At 37.7% G+C, this 20,346-nt stretch carries 20 protein-coding genes; 17 read left to right on the forward strand and 3 right to left on the reverse strand.

Annotated features, from left to right (window positions below):
• The first annotated feature begins 3 nt into the window (after nucleotides 1-3).
• The 4 genes from LEGAS_RS01870 (at nucleotide 4) to LEGAS_RS01885 (ending at nucleotide 4,449) form a co-directional block, all read left to right on the forward strand.
• Nucleotides 4-1,320 carry a DEAD/DEAH box helicase gene (locus LEGAS_RS01870; protein WP_013231234.1) on the forward strand — a complete coding sequence of 439 codons (1,317 nt, stop codon included), beginning with the start codon at nucleotides 4-6 and terminating at the stop codon, nucleotides 1,318-1,320.
• Between the two features lie 239 nt (nucleotides 1,321-1,559).
• Nucleotides 1,560-2,249: a response regulator transcription factor gene (locus LEGAS_RS01875; RefSeq protein WP_013231235.1), complete on the forward strand. Its 690-nt coding sequence runs from the start codon at nucleotides 1,560-1,562 to the stop codon at nucleotides 2,247-2,249.
• A complete protein-coding gene (locus LEGAS_RS01880) occupies nucleotides 2,242-3,525 on the forward strand; it encodes a sensor histidine kinase (RefSeq protein ID WP_010387311.1) in 1,284 nt (427 codons plus the stop codon). The genes LEGAS_RS01875 and LEGAS_RS01880 overlap by 8 nt, the downstream gene beginning before the upstream one ends.
• Nucleotides 3,526-3,579: 54 nt before the next feature.
• Nucleotides 3,580-4,449 carry a S1C family serine protease gene (locus LEGAS_RS01885; RefSeq protein ID WP_013231236.1) on the forward strand — a complete coding sequence of 290 codons (870 nt, stop codon included), beginning with the start codon at nucleotides 3,580-3,582 and terminating at the stop codon, nucleotides 4,447-4,449.
• Between the two features lie 69 nt (nucleotides 4,450-4,518).
• Here the strand turns inward: LEGAS_RS01885 and LEGAS_RS01890 are convergent, their stop codons facing one another.
• Nucleotides 4,519-4,845, reverse strand: coding sequence for a thioredoxin family protein (locus LEGAS_RS01890; RefSeq protein ID WP_010387316.1), 327 nt, complete (start codon nucleotides 4,843-4,845; stop codon nucleotides 4,519-4,521).
• Between the two features lie 516 nt (nucleotides 4,846-5,361).
• Between LEGAS_RS01890 and LEGAS_RS01895 the strand changes: the two genes are divergently transcribed.
• From LEGAS_RS01895 to LEGAS_RS01925, 7 genes are all read left to right on the forward strand, one after another.
• Nucleotides 5,362-5,817: a PLP-dependent transferase gene (locus LEGAS_RS01895; protein ID WP_010387317.1), complete on the forward strand. Its 456-nt coding sequence runs from the start codon at nucleotides 5,362-5,364 to the stop codon at nucleotides 5,815-5,817.
• A 50-nt stretch (nucleotides 5,818-5,867) separates the two neighbouring features.
• Nucleotides 5,868-6,992, forward strand: coding sequence for a vitamin B12 independent methionine synthase (locus LEGAS_RS01900; RefSeq protein WP_013231237.1), 1,125 nt, complete (start codon nucleotides 5,868-5,870; stop codon nucleotides 6,990-6,992).
• 108 nt (nucleotides 6,993-7,100) lie between these two features.
• Nucleotides 7,101-7,577, forward strand: coding sequence for an S-ribosylhomocysteine lyase (locus tag LEGAS_RS01905; protein WP_010386312.1), 477 nt, complete (start codon nucleotides 7,101-7,103; stop codon nucleotides 7,575-7,577).
• A 374-nt stretch (nucleotides 7,578-7,951) separates the two neighbouring features.
• Complete coding sequence (locus tag LEGAS_RS01910) at nucleotides 7,952-9,550, forward strand: peptide ABC transporter substrate-binding protein (protein ID WP_013231238.1); 1,599 nt, start codon at nucleotides 7,952-7,954, stop codon at nucleotides 9,548-9,550.
• Between the two features lie 62 nt (nucleotides 9,551-9,612).
• On the forward strand, nucleotides 9,613-10,332 hold the full coding sequence (locus LEGAS_RS01915; protein ID WP_013231239.1) for a gamma-glutamyl-gamma-aminobutyrate hydrolase family protein: 720 nt from the start codon (nucleotides 9,613-9,615) through the stop codon (nucleotides 10,330-10,332).
• Between the two features lie 145 nt (nucleotides 10,333-10,477).
• Entirely contained in the window at nucleotides 10,478-12,322 is a 1,845-nt protein-coding gene (locus LEGAS_RS01920) for an APC family permease (protein ID WP_013231240.1), read from the forward strand.
• Nucleotides 12,323-12,360: 38 nt separating this feature from the next.
• Complete coding sequence (locus LEGAS_RS01925) at nucleotides 12,361-12,558, forward strand: hypothetical protein (protein WP_041771665.1); 198 nt, start codon at nucleotides 12,361-12,363, stop codon at nucleotides 12,556-12,558.
• 140 nt (nucleotides 12,559-12,698) lie between these two features.
• Here LEGAS_RS01925 and LEGAS_RS01930 read toward each other — a convergent pair whose 3' ends face one another.
• Both LEGAS_RS01930 and LEGAS_RS01935 read right to left on the reverse strand, forming a co-directional pair.
• On the reverse strand, nucleotides 12,699-13,430 hold the full coding sequence (locus tag LEGAS_RS01930; RefSeq protein WP_010386320.1) for a type 1 glutamine amidotransferase: 732 nt from the start codon (nucleotides 13,428-13,430) through the stop codon (nucleotides 12,699-12,701).
• On the reverse strand, nucleotides 13,430-14,788 hold the full coding sequence (locus tag LEGAS_RS01935) for a Mur ligase family protein (RefSeq protein ID WP_013231241.1): 1,359 nt from the start codon (nucleotides 14,786-14,788) through the stop codon (nucleotides 13,430-13,432). The genes LEGAS_RS01930 and LEGAS_RS01935 overlap by 1 nt, the downstream gene beginning before the upstream one ends.
• 176 nt (nucleotides 14,789-14,964) lie before the next feature.
• On the opposite strand from LEGAS_RS01935, the gene LEGAS_RS01940 reads away from it, so the two are divergent.
• From LEGAS_RS01940 to LEGAS_RS01965, 6 genes are all read left to right on the forward strand, one after another.
• A complete protein-coding gene (locus tag LEGAS_RS01940; RefSeq protein WP_013231242.1) occupies nucleotides 14,965-15,825 on the forward strand; it encodes a C40 family peptidase in 861 nt (286 codons plus the stop codon).
• Nucleotides 15,826-16,016: 191 nt separating this feature from the next.
• Nucleotides 16,017-16,637, forward strand: coding sequence for a thymidine kinase (locus tag LEGAS_RS01945; protein WP_013231243.1), 621 nt, complete (start codon nucleotides 16,017-16,019; stop codon nucleotides 16,635-16,637).
• A gap of 96 nt (nucleotides 16,638-16,733) precedes the next feature.
• Nucleotides 16,734-17,807, forward strand: coding sequence for a peptide chain release factor 1 (prfA, locus tag LEGAS_RS01950; RefSeq protein ID WP_010386326.1), 1,074 nt, complete (start codon nucleotides 16,734-16,736; stop codon nucleotides 17,805-17,807).
• 2 nt (nucleotides 17,808-17,809) lie between these two features.
• Nucleotides 17,810-18,817 carry a peptide chain release factor N(5)-glutamine methyltransferase gene (prmC, locus tag LEGAS_RS01955; protein WP_010386328.1) on the forward strand — a complete coding sequence of 336 codons (1,008 nt, stop codon included), beginning with the start codon at nucleotides 17,810-17,812 and terminating at the stop codon, nucleotides 18,815-18,817.
• A gap of 41 nt (nucleotides 18,818-18,858) precedes the next feature.
• A complete protein-coding gene (locus tag LEGAS_RS01960) occupies nucleotides 18,859-19,866 on the forward strand; it encodes an L-threonylcarbamoyladenylate synthase (RefSeq protein WP_013231244.1) in 1,008 nt (335 codons plus the stop codon).
• Between the two features lie 210 nt (nucleotides 19,867-20,076).
• Entirely contained in the window at nucleotides 20,077-20,346 is a 270-nt protein-coding gene (locus LEGAS_RS01965) for a phosphocarrier protein HPr (protein WP_010386330.1), read from the forward strand.

A 20,346-nucleotide genomic window follows, 5' to 3' on the forward strand; every position in this document is an offset into this window, starting at 1 on the left:
TTAATGGCAATTAAACCAGAGTTACAAGATAAATTTAATAACCAATTTGAACAACCAACCCCGATACAAGACGCTGTTTGGGAACGTTTTTCAACAGGCGAAAATATTTTTGGTTTAGCACCAACTGGTACTGGTAAAACATTGGCTTTTATTTTGCCGATGTTATCGCGTATTGATGTTAAAGTAAAGCGAACACAGGTGTTAATTTTAGCACCGAGTCAAGAGTTGGCGATGCAAACAACAGCCGTTGCTCGTGAGTGGGGTGCACTAGTTGGTGTCTCCGTAGCTAGTCTAATTGGCGGGGCAAATGGGCGACGCCAATCAGATAAATTAAAAAAAGAAAAGCCGCACATCGTTATTGGTACATTAGGCCGCGTATTGACGATGGTCGATGGTGGTGCCTTAAAATTAAATGGTATTCAAACTGTTATCTTTGATGAAGCTGATGCCATGTTAACGGAAGAGCGCCATGATAGTTTGCAAGAATTGGCAGATCAATTACCTGAAACTGTTCAACTTGGGTTATTTTCAGCGACATCTGGTGTTGATTTGAAGTATGTCGCTGATACATTTCATCAAGAAGTGCGCCCAATTTCAGTTGGTACAGATGCGCCAGCATCTATTAGACATGAATTTCAGTATGTTGATCAAAAAGCACGGGCTAACATGCTGATTCAATTGGCAAGACATGATAAACAGGCACTTGTTTTTTTTAACACAATTAGTGGTTTGGTTAATATGCAGGCGACATTACGTCATGCACATGTGAGTGTCATGAGCATTGGTAGTAATGACAAGCGCCAGGTGCAACGTGCTGATGCGTTACGCTTGTTCAAAAAAGGCGAGGTAACTTTGTTATTAGTGACTGATGTTGCTGCCCGCGGATTAGATATTGAAGACTTGCCTTTAGTTGTGAATGCGCAACTACCACAAAGTAAAAAAATTTATGTTCATCGTACAGGTCGTACAGGTCGCATGGGTAAACCTGGTCGTGTATTAAATCTTGGTAATGATCATGATATACGGGACTTGAAACGCGAATTAGGGGATGATTTCGAATTGATTAAGGCAGCTAATGCGTTTGCTGATAAAAAGGACGCGCTGACTAAAAATAAACCATCCGAACGTGAGCGTTCAAATGGAAATGATCGTGAGAAAACAGATACAACACTTTCAGTAACACAAAATACTCAAAATGTGACACCTAAAATGAAGCAAAAATCAACGTCTGAAATAATTGACAAGCCAAAAAAGAAAAAACGCTTGAAAGTATCTAAGGATAAAGGTAAGCCAAAGTGGGCTAACAAACGTGAAAACTAAGTTACTTTCGTTATGTAAAAGTGTCATTTTATGAATGATACTTTTTTGTTTGAAATGGTATGACAACTCACGTCCAGTGTACACAGCATTGGAGACGATTGAATTACTAAATATAATCTTAATTTGAAGAGTTATCACTTTATATGAGAGAGGTATTGTAGTCATGGACAAATTTAATCTCCTATTAATCATAAAGTAGTACACTGAAGTCAATAAAACAGTACAATGGAGATATGAAAATGGCAAAAGCAATTAGAATATTATTAATAGAAGACGATGTGAATTTAGCAGATAATATTGTCGGCTTTTTAGAGGATTTTGCGGACGTCAATGTTGTTAATAATGGTCTTGATGGTGAGTTTGAAGGTCAGGAGTCACCTTATGACTTAATTATCTCTGATTTAATGTTGCCGGGAGAAAATGGTTTTGAGGTGATTAAATATTTGCGAAAAAACGGTATTGAAACACCAGTTTTGATTTTGACAGCTAAAAGTTCACTTGATGATAAAATTGAAGGTTTTAATGTTGGCGCAGATGATTATCTTACAAAGCCATTCTATCGTGAGGAATTATTGGTACGTGTCAAAGCACTACTTCGGCGCGCAGGTGTTTACTCCGAGGATAATATGATTGCTGTAGGTGATGTATTAATTAACTTAGAAAACCGTGGGGTGCAAGTCCATGGGCAACAAATTAAGTTAGTCGGAAAAGAATTTGATATTCTGACATATTTAGCGCAAAATAAAAATATTATTGTCACACGTGATCAGATTTTTGATCGCGTCTGGGGCATTGATTCTGATACAACAATTAACGTTGTTAATATTTATCTCAACAATTTGCGTCGAAAATTAGAATCTGTTGGGCAAAATGATTTAATTAAAACTTTGCGTAACATTGGTTTTATTCTAGAGGTTAAAGATGCCTAATGTGATTAACAAACAACAGCAAATTCGCGGGTTCTTGCTGTTAATTGCGAGTTTTTTTGTTATATTTTCAGTTCTTGGAAGTGTTATTTATTGGTCCTATACGCGGACAATATTTCAGAATTCAGATACAGCTATTACACAACAAATTAAGCAATATGATTTGGCAGGTGCGCTTCAAAATTCGGCCGATGCGAATAGAAAATCACCGTTGTTGCTACAATCAAATATGTTAGCAGATGTCTGGGTGTATGATAAAGATAAGAAGTTGGTTGTTGATGATCGTATACCAGAACCAATGCAATCTACTTATAAAAAGAAATTTAAATATACGTCCAAATTTATTTTATCCAGACCTAAAACTGTACAGATAGGGAACGATTACTATCGCGGTGTCAAAGTGAACTTTATCAATGGTGCGAAAAATAATGATGGTAAATCTGTTAAATATGGCGTTATAACCGTCAACGTCACAGATACAATTTTTAATCTTAACCAATTCAAAAAGGTTATTTTGTGGTCATTTGGTACATTTGGACTACTTGCCTTGATGGTTTCTTACTGGATTAGTTTAAAAAATATGAAACCTATTCTCAAGGCTTGGCAACAACAACAAGATTTCGTTAATAATGCAGCGCATGAATTACGTACGCCAATGGCTGTTATTCAGGGTAAATTAGAGAATATGCTCACGCGGCCAGAGTCAACTGTTCGAGAGCAATCTGATGCGATTATACTGTCTTTATCTGAAGTTCGGCGATTGACATCCTTGACTAATAATATGCTTACTTTAGCAAAATCAGGCTCTAACATGACACGAATTGAAAAAGAATCAACTGATATTGCTGAATTTTTGTCACGAATTGTGGCACCTTATCAAGAAATGGCTGAGTTTGAAGGTAAACAAGTACTACTATCCACACAAGTTAATCAGCCAGTGTTTATTGACCAAAAACGTATTCATCAGTTACTTGTTTTGTTAGTAGATAATGCGATGAAGTATTCAGAGTCGGGCGCAACAGTATCAATTTCGGCAATGATTGAGAAACGGAAATTTGTGTTGAGTGTTGCTGATACGGGGCGAGGAATTAGTGATAAAGCTAAAAAGCATGTTTTTGATCGCTTTTATCGCGAAGATAAAACAGGGAGCCGACAAACTGGTGGCACTGGTCTCGGGTTATCGATTGCGGAATGGATAGTCCATGCACATGGTGGTAAGATTATTGTATTAGACAATCAACCGAAGGGAACGATAATTAAAGTGACACTGCCACTTTAATTATCATTAAATGTTGTGACGTTATATTATATGTTATAAGAGGAGGATTATATTATGAAACATTCCCTGATTACTGTGGCTGTCGTAGCGGCTGTTGTGGGTGGTGGTGTCGTCTATTCTGGTACGCAAACCAATTCTTGGTTTCAACAGCAAGCAGCTACCAAAAAAGTGGCTCATATATCTGGCCAAACATCGATCGCACAAACTGCCTATACAAGTAATGATAGCGCCACGACAGCATATAATAAGGTAAAAAATGCAGTGGTAACGGTTCAGAATTTAAAAAATAATTCGGCACAGCAAAGCGATGGTTTTGCAGGGCTATTTGGACAAGCACAACAAGAAGGTGGTCAAAGTTCACCAAAAATCGAAACAGCTTCTGAAGGTTCTGGTGTGATTTATAAGATTACCAATGGCACTGCTTATATCATTACTAATAATCATGTAGTAGCTAATTCTGATGCCTTACAAGTGATTACAGCAGGTGGTACTAAAATAAAGGCAACTGTGGTAGGTACGGATGTTGAAAAAGATCTTGCATTGATTAAAGTTCAAACGACTGTTATTAAGTCAGCTGCATCATTTGGTAAAATTGATGGTTTACAATCAGGGCAGCAAGTATTAGCCATTGGCTCACCATTAGGATCTGATTATGCAACATCAGTAACAAGTGGTATTATTTCGGCGCCACGACGTGAATTATCAAGTCAGCAAACTGGTTTTAGTACGGCTAAAGTGATTCAAACGGATGCTGCAATTAATCCTGGAAATTCTGGTGGGCCACTTATTAATTTAGCCGGTGAAGTTATTGGTATTAATTCTTCAAAAATTGCATCATCAAATGATGGTGTCAGCGTTGAGGGAATGGGTTTTGCAATTCCAGCAGACATCGTGCAAAGTTTTATTGCTAAGACTGAAAAATAGTCAAAAAATGAAGGTATCTTCCTAATTAGGAAGATACCTTCATTTTTTATAAGCTAGAGTATCGATGTCTTACAAAGTTTTTTGATACCAGTCGAGTACTTGGTCGGGCGTTAAACGTTCACCGTGACCAATACGAGATATTTCTGTGCCATTTTCAAACAAAACAAATGAAGGGATACCACGCATATTGTATTTTGTGGCAACATCAAGGTTTTCATCACGATCAGCATCGAACCAATTAGCAGTTTTACTAATGGTATCTTTAATATTTTGGACGAAAGGCTTGATAGCACGGCAGTCGCCACACCAATCAGCAGATAAAAACATGACATTACGACCAGAATGTTGAATATTTTCTTCGACGACAGTATTGGTATTGTGTGTTGGTTGATACATCATTTACTCCTTTGATTACATTATAAAGAGTATACCATAATATTGTTAAAGTTTTTAATTTTATGAAATGAGAAAAATAAAAATATAATTTGAAAAAAGTGTTGACATCTCACAAAATGAAAGTTATAGTAAAGACAACATAAACGTTGAAAAGATAAGTACAATTTTAGGTCTTAACAAGAGAGCTCGTGGTTGGTGAAAGCGAGTAAGATATGTCGTTGGAAAATGGTCTTGGAGTTTCATGGATACGAGCCAGCGCGTACTCATATGTACGGCGCAGTGAGTTGAAATCGGTAGTGCTCGTTAACGCACAACGTATAACCTGGAAGTTTTCACAGATGTTCTCGACGATTTCTAACGGGCGTACGTTAAGGTGTGGGCGCGAGAGCCCTGCATGAACACCGGGTGGTACCACGTTATTGAAGCGTCCCGTAATCTACATTATAGATTACGGGACGCTTTTTATTTTATAATTTGTCATATTATTAAGTGAAAAATTAGGGAAGGCGATAAAAAATGAGTGTGATATTACAAAACGGTTTGTTGAAACGTGAACGATTGACATTTGGTGTCCGTATGGCACATGTCAGTCGGTATGCTCAAAAAATTGCTGAGTATCTTTCAGCACACATCAAAGTAACACGGGTCTTATATCCTGCGTTAGTCAATCATGACGGGCATGATATTCAAATGAAACAGGCCAATTCAGGTGATGCAATATTAAGCTTTGACGTAAATTCTGCGGCTCATGCGAGACCGGTTGTGCAATTTTTTAAATTGCCAGTGTTTTCTGTTTGTTTAGGTGCAGTGGACATAATTATTAGTTTTCTATCGAAGATGAGTCATGCGGCGTTAAACGCGAAGCTATTAGCAAATGTGGGTATTTCACCAGGATTACTTCGTTTCTCAGTCGGTTTGGAAGATACGGATGATTTAATTGCCGATCTAGAACAATCACTTGTACAAATTTAAAAAAGGAAAAAAGGCTGTTAATAACTCAGAAACAGCGTGGGTAAAAATTTATGATAACAACTACAACTAAATTGCATTATCGTTTTGATCAGGTTGGCTCTTATTTACGTCCTGATCGATTAAAAAAAGCCCGTGAGCAATTTGCTAACGGTCAGATTGATAAACAAGCATTATTGATCATACAACATGAAGAAATAAAAAAAGTTGTTGATGAGCAGGTAAAGGTTGGTTTATCGGCGGTGACTGATGGTGAATTTAATCGCTCATGGTGGCATTTAGATTTTTTAGGGCAACTCGGAGGTTTTGAATTTTATGAACAAGAAAATTCGTATAAATTCCATGGTGCTAATACACGGACTACTAATGTACGTTTGAATGGTAAGGTTCACGCGAACTTTGCACATCCTTTTTTTGAGGATTTTACTTATCTGCAATCAATTGTACCAGCTGGGATTGAAGTGAAACAGACGATACCATCACCGACCTTAGTCATTAAACGTGATCATCGATCCGATTTGTGGTCAAACTATTACGCGACTTGGACAGGATTTTTGGATGATGTCGCACAGGCGTATCATGATACTTTGCAACATTTTTATGATTTAGGTGCACGTTATATTCAGTTAGATGATACAACTTGGGCATATTTAATTACACAATTGAATGCAAATCGTGATAACCTAAAAGAGCGGGAAAAGTATGAACAACTTGCTGAAGATAATGTTTACGTGATTAATAAAGCGTTGTCAAATTTACCAGATGATTTGAAATTATCGACACATATTTGTCGTGGCAATTTTAAATCAACTTATTTGTTCGAGGGTGGGTATGAACCTGTTGCAAAATACTTGGGGCAATTAAATTATGATGGCTTTTTCTTAGAATATGATGATGCACGTTCAGGCGATTTCAAGCCGCTATCTGATATTTGGCATAATCGACAAAATGTCGAAATTGTTCTTGGGTTATTAACCTCCAAGTCAGCTGATCTAGAGGATGAAAAAACCATTATATCTCGCATTATTGCGGCACAAAAATATGTACCAAAAAGTAATCTTGCATTATCTACACAGTGTGGCTTTTCTTCAACCGAGGAAGGTAATGTACTAACAATTCCTGATCAATGGCAAAAATTAGCTTTAGTTAAAAAAATAGCTGACGAACAATTAAGTTAAAAATTTTCGTGCAGATTAATGAACTGGGAGAATGTGATAAACTAAACTGATATTATAGAGTAAAATAAGAGATGAAACACAAGAAGATATGCTTAAAGGAGAAAAATAATGGCAGAAACAGTTGTTGAAAGTTTTACATTAGATCACACAAAGGTTAAGGCACCTTATGTACGCGTTATTGAGTCACAAAATGGTCCACAGGGTGGACACATCACAAACTATGATTTACGTTTGACACAACCTAATGAAACAGCTATTGAAACTGGTGGATTGCATACGTTAGAACATCTATTTGCAGGGCTTGTGCGTGATGAAATTGATGGGATTATTGATATGTCGCCATTTGGTTGCCGCACAGGATTTCACGTTATTTCTTGGGTAGATTATGATGCTGAAACACTGGCGAAAGTATTCAAAAAAGTACTTGAAAAAATTGTTAGTGATGAAATAACGGAAGTACCAGCTGCTGAAATTGAGAGCTGCGGTAATTTTAAAGATCACAGTTTACATTCAGCAAAAGAATGGGCTAAAATTATTTTGGCACAAGGCATTTCAAGTGATGCATTTGAACGCAAAGTTGTCTGAATACAGCATTACAATCAATTGCTAATATGACACTAGCAACAAAGAAGAGCAAAGTATAGATGAATCATTAAACAGAGAGCTTCATACAAAGGGTAACATTAGGAAAATGGTTTCGGGGTTATCGTCATTGTGAGTGTGTTGTTATAAACACAAACAATTATCGGATAGTGACACGAAATGTCGTCGCGCAGTCTTATATAAGGCTGCGTTTTTTTATATGTTATATTGAAAATGCTGATGATTTGATTTTGGCACTTGAATAAGCTGTAAAGAATGTTTAATACGAGACAATGTCAGTAGTTGTAACAGCACTGATTGGTAAATATGTGTTAATCTTAAATATAATCGATTACATAATCAAGGGGAATTGAGAGATGAACAACAAAATTATCATTGGACTTGTGGCTACAGGTGTGATTATTGGTGGCATTGTCGTAGCTACAAAATCGCAACAATCAACGGATGGAAAAGTCTTACGTATTGCAACACAAAATAACATATCAACACTTGATCCTAATTACGCTGATGAAATAGGTGCTAATTGGGCGGAGGTACAAACGCTAGAAGGCCTCTATACCACTGGAAAAAATGGTGAAATCGTGGCCGGCGTGGCTCAAAAGGTTGTAAAACCAACAGAAAATAATACAATATATACACTACATTTGCGGAAAAATGCAAAATGGTCAGACGGTACGAGAGTAACAGCGCAAGATTTTGTTTCCTCAGTCAAACGACAAGTGGATCCAAAAACAAAGTCAACGCGTGCCAATCATTTTAAGGATATTGCTGGATACGATGCTGTTTATAATCATCATGCAAATTTGGATCAGTTAGGTATTCAGGCTGTTGATCAATATACAGTTAAAATTCAATTATCACATCCTGTCCCTTACTTTGATTTTATTTTAGCTAACCAACTGTATCCTATTAATCGCGCTAAGGTGAAAGAATACGGTAAAAAATATGGGCAAACTGCGGCGACAACAGTTTCCAATGGTGCGTACACGATTAAAAAATGGAATCAAGCATCAACAACATGGGAATTTGCAAAAAACAAGTACTATAGTGATAGTAAAGATGTGCACTATGACACCATTAAAGCGACTCAAGTAACAGACACAACGTTAGCAGCAAAACAATTTCAAACGAAAAAAGTAGATGAAGCAACTGTTTCAGGTAGTGTATTGTCTAATTTGAAAAAGACCAATGCCGATGACATTAAAGCAACTGCTGCAGGACGTGTTGCCTTTATTGTTTGGAATGCTAATGATAAAGTTGCTAGTAACTCTAATTTAAAAAAGGCTGTGAGTTTAGCAATCAATCGTCAAACCTTGGCTGACGAAGCATTGGGTGATGGCTCTAAACCAGCAAAATCAATTATACCTAGTGGTGAAATTAAAATTGCTGGTAAAGATTTAAATGATGGTTTATCACTACCTTATAATAAAATCCAAGCACAACAATACCTTAAAAAAGCGCAGTTAGAATTAGGTCAGAAAAAAATTGATATGACGCTTAATACAGCAGATACGGACGCTTACAAAGCAGTGGGTGTTTTCTTGAAGCAAAGTATTGAATCTGCATTGCCTGATGTCACGATTAATTTGAACCGATTACCTTTAAATGCTGAAATTTCAGCTTTTAATAATCACAATTTCCAAGCGGGCACACTTTCGTGGTCAACGGACTATGATGATCCAATTGACTTTTTGGATATTGCTTATTCAAAGGGTGCTATTAACTTTACAAAATGGAAAAATGATGCCTATGATAAAGTTTATGAACAAATTAATAGTCAAAATACTGCTAATGATGCACGTTATCAATTAGAACGAGAAGCAGCCAAGATTAATAATGAAGAAAATGGTGTTACGCCACTGTACCAGACATCAAATGTGCATTTACAAAGTAAGACCGTTAAAAATCTAAATTATCCATTAGTTGGTTATCAAAACTATAAATATGCTAAATAATGTGTTAATTAACTGATGAATAATGGTTACGTCGTCAATAGCTTTCAATTTGGAGAAATAAAATGATTAAAAAAATAGGAATTCCGTCTAATAATGTATTACATGCCAATCCGAGATTTGGTACGAATTATGTTGACTATGTTCAAAAAAATTATATTGATGGATTGACAAACGCCGGTGCATTACCTGTGATATTACCCATTGCCCAACCGGAATTAGCAAAAGCGTATGTTGATATCGTCGATGCGTTAGTTTTTGTGGGTGGACAGGATGTGTCACCTGAATATTTTGGGGAAGAACCACACTTAAAATTAGCTGAAATAGATCGCGGACGAGATGCTTTTGAAATAGCATTAGTGGCAGAGGCAATTAGACAAGAAAAACCTATTTTTGGTATTTGTCGTGGATTACAGATTATTAATGTTGCCCTAGGTGGCACATTATATCAAGATTTACCAAGTCAGTATCATACACTAACGGTGAAACATGATCAATATCCAACCAAATGGTATATGCCTACGCATCATTTAGTTGTAAAAAGCGATAGCTGGTTGAATGGTGTTATTAATGAAAACACGCTGGTTAATTCATTCCATCATCAAGCAGCTAAAAACTTAGCCGCGGGTCTAACGCTAGACGCAACTAGCACTGATGGTGTAGTTGAAGCATTTTCTGATGAGAATCGCCGAATTTATGCAGTCCAGTGGCATCCTGAAATGTTATTGATGGGCCAAGTGCCAGAAGCCCAAGCACTATTTAATGCTTTTGTTGGTAAGATTTAAATTAAAGTAAGCAGTACAAGCGTTAATCAGCTAAAAAATCAAGTGTCACCCTATGTTGAACATAAATCTAACTTAGGGATTTTTTTATTTGTTAAAAGAGCGTACAATATGTTGAGTAATAAATAACTGTATTGAGAGAAATAATATGTTTCAAAATATGAAACGCATTTTAATTGGGAAACCTCTAAAAACACTAGATGAGGGCGGTCAACAATTATCAAAGACAAAAGCATTAGCATTATTATCGTCAGATGCTTTATCATCAGTTGCTTATGGTACTGAATCAATCACAACAGCCCTATTGGCTGCTGGTGCTGTCGCATTATGGTTGCAGCTACCGATTGCTTTATTGGTATTAATATTGCTGGCAGCGATTGTCATGAGTTACCGGCAAATTATTCATGCATACCCTTCTGGTGGTGGCGCTTACGCTGTTGCAAGTGAGAACTGGGGACCAAAAGCCGGCTTAATTGCCGGCGGCTCGCTATTGGTTGACTATATGTTAACGGTGGCGGTTTCGGCTTCGGCCGCTGCTGATGCGATTACAGCTGCTGTGCCAGCGGTGTTACCTTTTGCAGTGCCACTAGCGATTATAGTTGTTATTTTACTCACTGGTATGAATTTGCGTGGATTACGTGAAAGTGCTAATTTTTTGATGTTTCCAGTTTATTTTTTTGTGGCTGTCATAGCGTTAATGATTATTTGGGGCCTTTTTCAGGCAATAACAGGTCAATTACCTTATCATGCTGCCGCAAAGGTTGGCACAAGTTTTTCTGGCTTATCATTTGTTTTATTTATGCGCGCGTTTTCAAGTGGTTCATCATCATTAACAGGTGTCGAGGCAATTTCAAATGCTGTGCCAAACTTTAAAGTGCCCAAAGAACGACATGCTGCCGCAACATTAACAACAATGGCTCTTATTTTGGCTACATTCTTTGGTGGTATTACATTTTTGAGCTACTGGTATGGTATTAGACCAGATGCACATTCAACCGTATTATCACAAATTGCGGCTATGACATTTGGCGGTCATGGTGTTGGTTTTTATGTGGTGCAATTAGCAACGGCTATGATATTGGCAGTTGCTGCCAATACTGGTTTCTCAGCTTTTCCGATGCTTGCTTTGAATTTGGCTCGCGATAAATATTTGCCACATCTTTACATGGATAAGGGTGATCGTTTAGGATATTCTAATGGTATTTTATCACTTGCTTTTGGTGCAGTGGTGTTGTTGTTGATTTTTCATGGCTCAACGGACGCATTAATCCCATTATATGCCGTTGGTGTTTTCGTCCCATTCACCTTATCGCAATCAGGCATGATTATTCACTGGTGGCGTAAGCGACCAAAAAACTGGCTGATTAAAGCAATCATTAACTTTATTGGTGCTTTTATTTCGGCCGTATTAGTTATAACATTGTTTGCGACGCGTATTGAACATGTATGGCCTTACTTATTAATTATGCCTATTGTCATGTACATGTTCTTGAAAATTAAGGGTCATTATACGAGTATTGCAAGGCAATTAAGATTAGCATATGCTAAAAATGACCATGCGGTGCGCCACCACTATGATGGATCAACAGTCATTGTATTAATATCAAATGTCACAAAGGTGACGACTGAAGCAGTTGATTATGCTTTATCAATCGGTGACAACGTTGTGGCCATGCATGTGAGTTTTGATGTGAATCCCAAAAAAGAATTAGAAACATCCAACCAATTTAAAGTTGATTTTCCAGATGTCCGTTATGTGGATATCCATTCTTCTTATCGATCAATTATTAAACCAGCAGTGAGTTTTGTAGACGCGGTAGTTAAGCAGGCAGAAAAGCGCAATCATTCGGTGACGGTGTTGGTACCACAGTTTGTACCTAAAAAGCCTTGGCAAAATATTTTGCACAATCAAAATTCGTTACGTTTGCGAACAGCCTTTGCTTTACGAAAAGATATCTCAGTATCAACTTATTATTACCATTTATCAGAGTAAAGAAAACAAATAAACATGAAAGGTGATAGCGTGGGATAGTGTTAAATAGTTCTCACGCTACTGATAGTCTTATGTCGCAAGATACAAAATTAATGCTATTTTTTATTTGGGTAGTGATTGCCATGTTGATCTCGACAATTGGCTTAATTATAATTATGCGTTGGTATCATCGTGAGGTGAATAAGGTCAAACAAGCTAAACGTGATGAAAAAATGAAACAGCATGATAATGAATAGTTGAAAAAACACCAACAGTGAAAGATGCCAAGTGGATTAGATGTTATCTAACTTTCTTTTAGTCTTTTACTGTTGGTGTTATTTTTTTAATAAGTTATTGTCGCTTTTTAACAACGAGCTTTAAAATAGTGTTTATTTCATTAAAATGTTTCTGTTTCAATTTGGTCTAATTTCTCAGTCCAATCAACTTCAGGATACTTACGAGACAAGGCCGTTGCTAAAACACGCTTTGCTAAATTACCATTACGGGTAAAAATCGGGCCATGAAAATATGATCCGTAGACATTACGGTAAATCACGCCTTCAGTTTGATCCATCCCGTTGTTACCATTACCTGAAATAACAGTCCCTAAGGCGCGTTCATTTTTACCTAAGAAAGTACGACCTTGGTGGTTTTCAAAGCCATGATAAGTTTCATCCGTATCATTATTTTTAATCACAATATTGCCAGTAAGTCGTTTATTATTTAACGTCGTTAATTTAGGCTCATGCATGTTAATTGTGTAATGATCCATGACGCCGATACCATCAACTCTAGTGCCATCAGCCATGACCATATAATGGCCAAGAAGTTGAAAACCACCGCAAACAGCCAATAAAGGGCCATCGTTTTCAATATAATGGCGCAGTTGGTCGGCCTTATTTTTCAAATCTTTGGCAACAATTGTTTCTTCATAATCTTGCCCGCCACCAAACAAAGCAAAATCAAAGCTATCAGCATCAAAATCATCTCCAAGTGATACCAGATGATAATTAACAGCAACACCAATTTGTTTGGCATAATATGTTAATGCAATAATATTGCCGTAATCACCGTATGTATTCATCAAATTACCATAAAGGTGCGCAACAGAAATCTCGAAATTTGCCATTAAAATCCTCCTTTGATATAGCCGGCTGCGCCAAGTTGTTCACGTAACTGCAGCATAGCTGTATAAGTTGCTGCGATATACACTTTATCGGTTGGTAGTGATTTAATTGCAGTCACAATTTGAGTTAAATCTTCATAGACAGCTTGATCCGGAAAACCGGCCATTTTCAAACGGACACGCAAATCTTTATAGCGTTCACCACCAGTAGCAACTGCTTTGATGTTGGTATCATGTAGTTTTTCAAATTCTGCATCCCAAATCCAACTGGTATCGATGCCATCCGCGTAATTGGCATTTAGCAAAGCTAACAATGAAAAATCATCTTTTTCAGTGACCATCATGTCGATAACAGAATTTGTGCCAACGGGATTTTTAATCAAAACAATGATGACGTCTTTACCATCAACATGAAGCGCTTCTTGACGACCAAATATTTGCGCATTGGATTCAAAGGCTGTTTTTATTTTTTCGGGATCGACATTAAACTCACGGCCAACTGCAAAAGCAGTCAGTGCGTTGTAAATATTGTACAACCCACCAATTTCAATGCGCAGTGGCGTGTTATCAATGCTAAAAGTTGAATATTTGGGTGTTAAGTCAGTGATACTAGTGACTTGATAGTTTAATTTTGGACGTACAAAGCTGTCTGTTGTACTGAAATACTTACCTAAATTAGCGTAAGTTATAAAATCATAGTTTAAAACAGAATGATCTGTAGGGGATAAGATGCCGTCGGTATTGATTGGTGCAACAGTTGGGTTATAATCAGCTGGTTGTATATGATTAAAGCCAAAGTATTTGCGTTCATTGGTGAAATCACCACGTGTAAAAATTGGTGAATCACCATTAGCTAGAACAATAGCCTCGGGCGCATGCTTAATACCAGCAATAATTTTATCGTATGTCGTATAAATTTCACCATAACGATCAAGTTGATCACGGAAAATATTGGTCAGCACAAACATTTTTGGCTTTATTGCTGCAGCAATCTTTTCAACGTTTGCCTCATCTACTTCAAGTACAGCAACTGGCTTTTGGCCATTTGGTGAGGGTTTAACTTTTGCTGTGACAAGCGTGCCTGTGATGCCTTGAATCATGTTTGAACCAGAAGGATTAGTAATGACAGTATAACCACCTGCCTGCAAGACACGTGTGATAAGGGCAGTTGTTAGTGTTTTACCATTTGTACCAGTCACGATGATTAACTCAAAATCCTGTTGGATTTTTGTTAAAATATTGGGATCGATTGATACCGCGAGTTTACCTGGTAAGCTTGTGCCACCACGATGTAAAATGTCATGCAAAAGCCAATAAGAACTTTTTGCAGTGATGCGTGCTAGTGTGCTTTTAAGTGTCATAATTTCCCCGCTTTCATGATTATAATTTTACCACGAGCAAGCGTGTGGTGGGAATATTTACTTAAAAGTTAAGTCATATCTAGCAATATTATGATCAAGCTGTTTTAATATTCATGAAAGCTGAAAGTGTTAGTATTAAAAGAGAGATATAAAGCAACTGCGTTTGAAGGAGTTATATGGGGATGTTACCGAATAAAAAAAGAAAAAACCAGCGCTTGTGGTTAAATATAACGATTGTTGGCGGTCTGACGGGTGTTTTATTGATAGCCAATGTCAGTAACTTATCTCAATTGATTGAACCTGTTCAAGCGATGGCAATTAATGCATTACCAACTCAAACAACTGCAACTGGTCAAAAAGTAACTTTCACAAGAACATTCACTAAGCGATATTTAGTGGCAAATGCAACGCAAAAAAGATTAGTGGGATTTCAAACAATTGGCTCAAAGACATATTATTTTGAACCAAAAACAGGTGAAATGGTCTATGGCTTAAAAACGATTGCCGGAAACAGTTACTATTTTGATGAAAATGGCGTGAGTAACACACAATTAGCATATAAAAAAACAGTTGCATCAGTTGATGGTAACAATAAAATTGTCGAAAAAGCGATTGCAGATGGTATGAAACTTGTTGGAAAAAGTCCTTATGTTTATGGTGGTGGTAGAACATCAAAATCTATTGCCAATAATGAATTTGATTGTTCATCTTTTATCGCTTGGTTATATCGTCAGGCAGGACAACCGTTAGTTGTCCAGTCAGCCGCATCTACAACCATATTGAATCAAATTGGAACAACAGTGGCGTGGTCTGATATGAGACGTGGTGATATACTGGTGACCCCTGATACGTATACAGAAGAGCGACTTCATACTGCTATTTATTTAGGTAATGGTTTCATATTACATGACTCTGCACCGACTCATGGTGTCGCAATTAGTCGATTAGTTGACCTAGTAAATTCTAAAACGTCGCAAACATTGACATGGTCGGGATTATTTAAACCTGGAGCGGTGCGACAAGTTGTTGATAATTAATTTTAAGATATCACTTCAAATCATGGTTTTTTGTTGTGTTAAAAATTGCTATAATAGTAAGAGACTGTTTTTGTTTGAACAACTTAACTGAGATGTTCAACATAAATTTTATTTAATAAGTCAGGGGGTAAGTGTTGATAAACGATGGGGTTATTAAGGTTATGAAATCACATCGTCAACACGTTAAAGATATGGCACAACTATTCTTTGAATACGGCGCAATGAGTTCAGGTAAATCGATTGAAATTTTAAAAGTAGCGCACAATTACGAATCACAAGGTCGACAGGTACTTTTGATGACGCCAATTACTGATACACGTGCAGGTATTGGGGTTGTCGCAAGTCGTATCGGGTTATCCCGTGAGGCTTTAGCAGTCAAACCAGCAGACGATTTATATGTTTTGATTAAAAGTATGGCAGCTAATGATTTGGCCGTTGTTTTAGTGGATGAGGCACAGTTTTTAACACCAGAACAGGTAGATCAACTAGCCTATACAGTAGATAACTTACATATTCCAGTGATGGCGTTTGGCTTAAAACAAGATGCTTTCAACAATTTATTTGCTGGATCAAAACGATTGATCGAATTAGCGGATAAACTAGAAGAAATGAAAACCATTTGTTCATTTTGTGGCAAAAAAGCAACAACCCAACTGAGAATAGTCAATGGTAAACCGCAACGGCAAGGCGCACAAGTATTCATTGGGGGTGACGAAGCTTACATTCCAACGTGCCGCCGTCATTGGTTCAATCCTGATCTAGACAAAATTGCGACAATGTTTCCATATGAAGCAACTGAACATGCCAAATAAACAGGTAATAAGAATTAACAGGTAGTTAATTCGTACATAACATAAATACGTGAACTGTAACATGTAGCAATCAGTTCACATCTTGGAGAATAATAGATGGACCCAATATTTCAATCATTACAAACAGTTGTTGATCGCTATGATGAGCTAAATGAGCAGTTGGCTGATCCAGATGTTGCTGGTGATGGCCAACAATATATGGCGTTGTTAAAAGAAGCAGGCGAAATGCGAGAAACTGTTGAAGTGTATACCCACTATCAACAAGTGATGCAAGGTATTTCGGATGCTGAAGACATGCTTGATGATGCCGAAATGGCACCACTTGCCAAAGAAGATTTGAACACGTTAAAACCTGAAAAAATTGTATTAGAAGATCAACTTAAAATTTTGATGTTACCAAAAGATCCAAATGATGATAAAAACATCATCATGGAAATACGTGGCGCAGCGGGTGGCGACGAGTCATCGCTATTTGCTGCAGATTTACTTGATATGTACCGCCGTTATGCAGAAAAGCAACGTTGGGTTGTGAGCATTATTGATGAAACAATCACTGAAGTTGGTGGCTATAAAGAAGTAGCTATTATGATTACTGGTGATAATGTCTATTCGAAGCTAAAATTTGAATCTGGTGCACATCGTGTTCAGCGTGTACCGTCAACAGAAACACAAGGTCGTGTACATACGTCGACTGCGACTGTTGGGGTGATGCCCGAATTTGAGGAAATTGATTTCGAATTGGCTGAATCTGATTTGGAAGAGGAATTTTTCCGATCAGGGGGTGCTGGTGGACAAAACGTCAACAAGGTGTCAACAGCTGTACGCTTAGTGCACAAACCAACTGGTATTATGGTTAAAATGCAAGAAGAACGTACGCAAATCAAAAACCGTGATAAAGCACGTAAATTACTTGCTAGCCGTGTATATGATTTTTATGCACAACAAAACGAAGCCGAATATGCAGAGAAACGTAAATCTGCTGTTGGTACTGGTGATCGTTCTGAACGTATCCGGACCTATAATTATCCGCAAAATCGTGTCACGGATCATCGTATTGGCTTGACGCTCAATAAACTTGACCGTATTATGAATGGTGAACTGGGTGAAATTGTGGATGCACTTGTTATTGCAGATCAAACAGCTAAGTTAGCTGAATTAAACCAAGCCTGAAAATGACTGAAAAACAATTTGAAACACCAAAACAATTTAAGCAGGTTGGTAATTATGAACCTACACGTCAAATAATGCCAGATAAATTGACCGCACCAAAATGGTATGACTGGGACGATATTAAGAAACCTACAAAGCCAAGCCAAGTTAAAATTTCGTTACTTGAGGGCCGTAAGTGGGCAATTGCAGAATTGACAAGTGTTGGCATGCCAAAAGAAGATGCCCAAGACAACGTCGATTTTTTATTGAGTGGTGCATTAAATATTAATTATGCCTACTTACGTGCAAACATAACACGCACGATGCCGTCTGATTTAGCAGCTATTTGGCCAAAATGGCTGGCCAAGTTGATGAATAATGAACCTGTGCAATATATTTTAGGCCATGCACCTTTTTATGGTCGTGAGTTTATGGTTGATTCCAGGGTTTTGATACCACGCCCTGAAACGGAACAATTAGTTGAATGGATCTTAAAAGATGCTGGTAGTAAAAATGGCAAACCAGTTTCAGTGTTAGATATTGGGACAGGAACTGGCGCGATTATTGAGACTTTGATGTTAGAAAATCCTCGTGTACGCGGATTTGCGGCAGATATTTCATCAGGTGCTTTAGCAGTTGCAGAAATGAATGCGCAGCGTTTTGGTTTAAATTATCTACATCTGGTACAAAGTGATGTCTATAGCGCTGTAGAAGGACTCGAATTTGATATTATTGTTAGTAATCCACCCTACATTGCAACAACTGATGAAGATGAGATGGCTGACAATGTGCTTGAATATGAACCGCACACTGCATTATTTGCCGATCATGATGGTTTAGCAATTTATGAAAAAATAGCAGCGGATTTAGCACTTTATTTATCTGATAACGGCCGTGCGTATTTTGAAATTGGCTATAAACAAGGACAGCAGGTTGTGTCAATGATGCAGCATGCCCTGCCACAGGCAGAAGTGACACTGAAAAAAGATTTCTCAGGCCTAGATAGAATGGTCAGAGTAGTGAAAGGATAGTCGCGTAAGCTTATTATTAAGCATTGACGCATATGGTTATAATGAAGACTGAATTATTAACAAGTAACGATATAAAACGAGCCGGTGAATTACTTAGGGCCGGTGAAGTAGTTGCTTTTCCGACGGAAACCGTTTATGGATTAGGCGCCGATGCAACGAATGAAACAGCTGTCAAAAAAGTCTTTACAGCTAAGGGACGACCAGCAGATAATCCGTTAATTATGACTATTGCTGATGAAAAGCAATTGGATGAGTTTGTTTTGATTTCACAAGCAGCACGACAATTAATGACAGCCTTTTGGCCGGGATCTCTGACAATTATTTTACCTATTAAACCAAAAAAAGTAGCAATGATCGTAACTGGTGGCTTACAAACAGTAGCATTTCGTTTGCCTGATAATGATGTGGCTCGTGTGGTGATTCGTGACGCAGGTGTGCCAATTGTCGGGCCAAGTGCAAATACTTCTGGTAAACCGTCGCCAACAACTGCGCAACACGTTTGGCATGATATGAATGGTAAAATTGCTGCCATTGTTGATGATGGTCCAACACAAATTGGTGTGGAGTCGACAGTTATTGATATGTCTGCTAACGTGCCAACTATTTTACGACCTGGCGCTGTCACGCAGCAACAGCTGCAAGATGTATTAGGTGTCACAGTGATTGATGCGACAAGCACGACATCAGTGGCGAGTGACGTGACACCTAAAGCACCGGGGATGAAATATCGGCATTATGCACCGGATAAAAAAGTTGTTATGTTTGATAGGCTAGATGCGATAGATCTAATGCATAGTTTACAAACACATGATGTTGTCATGGCACAGGATACAACAATTGAAGTGATGCAGTTATCGTTAGAACAATCATGGTCGCTTGGTGAAACACTTGAAACTGCCACGGAGCAATTATTTGCAGGTCTACGTTTTTATGATGATGAGGCACAAGTGGCGACGATTTATGTTGAAAAAATGTCACCAATTGGCATTGGTAAAGCATTCAATAATCGTTTAGCAAAGGCAGCGGGTAATCAGGAATTTAATCTGTGAGTAAAAGAGGAGAATCCCTCTTTTTTATTTACAGAAAACGATTTGTGGTTCATATGTAAACGTTTACATATGAAACGCCGTCAGATGGGCATTCTAGATGATTTTGCCTGATATAACAAGGATTTACCCGACAATTCACTTGATATTTTGTAAGCGCTTTGATAAACTAATAACAGAGGCTGTTTAACAGCTAAAAAGGAGAAATTAATTATGACACAATCAAAAGACTTTCATATCGTAGCAGAAACAGGGATCCATGCACGTCCAGCAACTTTGTTGGTACAAGCAGCATCAAAATTCACTTCAGATGTGACATTGTCATACCAAGGTAAAGATGTTAACTTGAAGTCAATCATGGGTGTGATGTCATTGGGTGTTGGTCAAGGTGCTGATGTGACAATCAAAACAGACGGTGACGATGAGGAAGCTGCTATGGCAGCCATCGTTGAAGCAATGGAAACAGAAGGACTTGCAGAATAA

The organism is Leuconostoc gasicomitatum LMG 18811 (genome assembly GCF_000196855.1).
Taxonomy (GTDB): Bacteria; Bacillota; Bacilli; order Lactobacillales; family Lactobacillaceae; genus Leuconostoc; species Leuconostoc gasicomitatum.

What these genes read in the sequence shown, in the direction of transcription:
- LEGAS_RS01870 (WP_013231234.1), top strand. Translation starts at nt 4, where the DNA reads ATGGCAATTAAACCAGAGTTACAAGATAAATTTAATAACCAATTTGAA.
- LEGAS_RS01875 (WP_013231235.1), top strand. Translation starts at nt 1,560, where the DNA reads ATGGCAAAAGCAATTAGAATATTATTAATAGAAGACGATGTGAATTTA.
- LEGAS_RS01880 (WP_010387311.1), top strand. Translation starts at nt 2,242, where the DNA reads ATGCCTAATGTGATTAACAAACAACAGCAAATTCGCGGGTTCTTGCTG.
- LEGAS_RS01885 (WP_013231236.1), top strand. Translation starts at nt 3,580, where the DNA reads ATGAAACATTCCCTGATTACTGTGGCTGTCGTAGCGGCTGTTGTGGGT.
- LEGAS_RS01890 (WP_010387316.1), bottom strand. Translation starts at nt 4,845, where the DNA reads ATGTATCAACCAACACACAATACCAATACTGTCGTCGAAGAAAATATT.
- LEGAS_RS01895 (WP_010387317.1), top strand. Translation starts at nt 5,362, where the DNA reads ATGAGTGTGATATTACAAAACGGTTTGTTGAAACGTGAACGATTGACA.
- LEGAS_RS01900 (WP_013231237.1), top strand. Translation starts at nt 5,868, where the DNA reads ATGATAACAACTACAACTAAATTGCATTATCGTTTTGATCAGGTTGGC.
- LEGAS_RS01905 (WP_010386312.1), top strand. Translation starts at nt 7,101, where the DNA reads ATGGCAGAAACAGTTGTTGAAAGTTTTACATTAGATCACACAAAGGTT.
- LEGAS_RS01910 (WP_013231238.1), top strand. Translation starts at nt 7,952, where the DNA reads ATGAACAACAAAATTATCATTGGACTTGTGGCTACAGGTGTGATTATT.
- LEGAS_RS01915 (WP_013231239.1), top strand. Translation starts at nt 9,613, where the DNA reads ATGATTAAAAAAATAGGAATTCCGTCTAATAATGTATTACATGCCAAT.
- LEGAS_RS01920 (WP_013231240.1), top strand. Translation starts at nt 10,478, where the DNA reads ATGTTTCAAAATATGAAACGCATTTTAATTGGGAAACCTCTAAAAACA.
- LEGAS_RS01930 (WP_010386320.1), bottom strand. Translation starts at nt 13,430, where the DNA reads ATGGCAAATTTCGAGATTTCTGTTGCGCACCTTTATGGTAATTTGATG.
- LEGAS_RS01935 (WP_013231241.1), bottom strand. Translation starts at nt 14,788, where the DNA reads ATGACACTTAAAAGCACACTAGCACGCATCACTGCAAAAAGTTCTTAT.
- LEGAS_RS01940 (WP_013231242.1), top strand. Translation starts at nt 14,965, where the DNA reads ATGGGGATGTTACCGAATAAAAAAAGAAAAAACCAGCGCTTGTGGTTA.
- LEGAS_RS01945 (WP_013231243.1), top strand. Translation starts at nt 16,017, where the DNA reads ATGGCACAACTATTCTTTGAATACGGCGCAATGAGTTCAGGTAAATCG.
- prfA (WP_010386326.1), top strand. Translation starts at nt 16,734, where the DNA reads ATGGACCCAATATTTCAATCATTACAAACAGTTGTTGATCGCTATGAT.
- prmC (WP_010386328.1), top strand. Translation starts at nt 17,810, where the DNA reads ATGACTGAAAAACAATTTGAAACACCAAAACAATTTAAGCAGGTTGGT.
- LEGAS_RS01960 (WP_013231244.1), top strand. Translation starts at nt 18,859, where the DNA reads ATGAAGACTGAATTATTAACAAGTAACGATATAAAACGAGCCGGTGAA.
- LEGAS_RS01965 (WP_010386330.1), top strand. Translation starts at nt 20,077, where the DNA reads ATGACACAATCAAAAGACTTTCATATCGTAGCAGAAACAGGGATCCAT.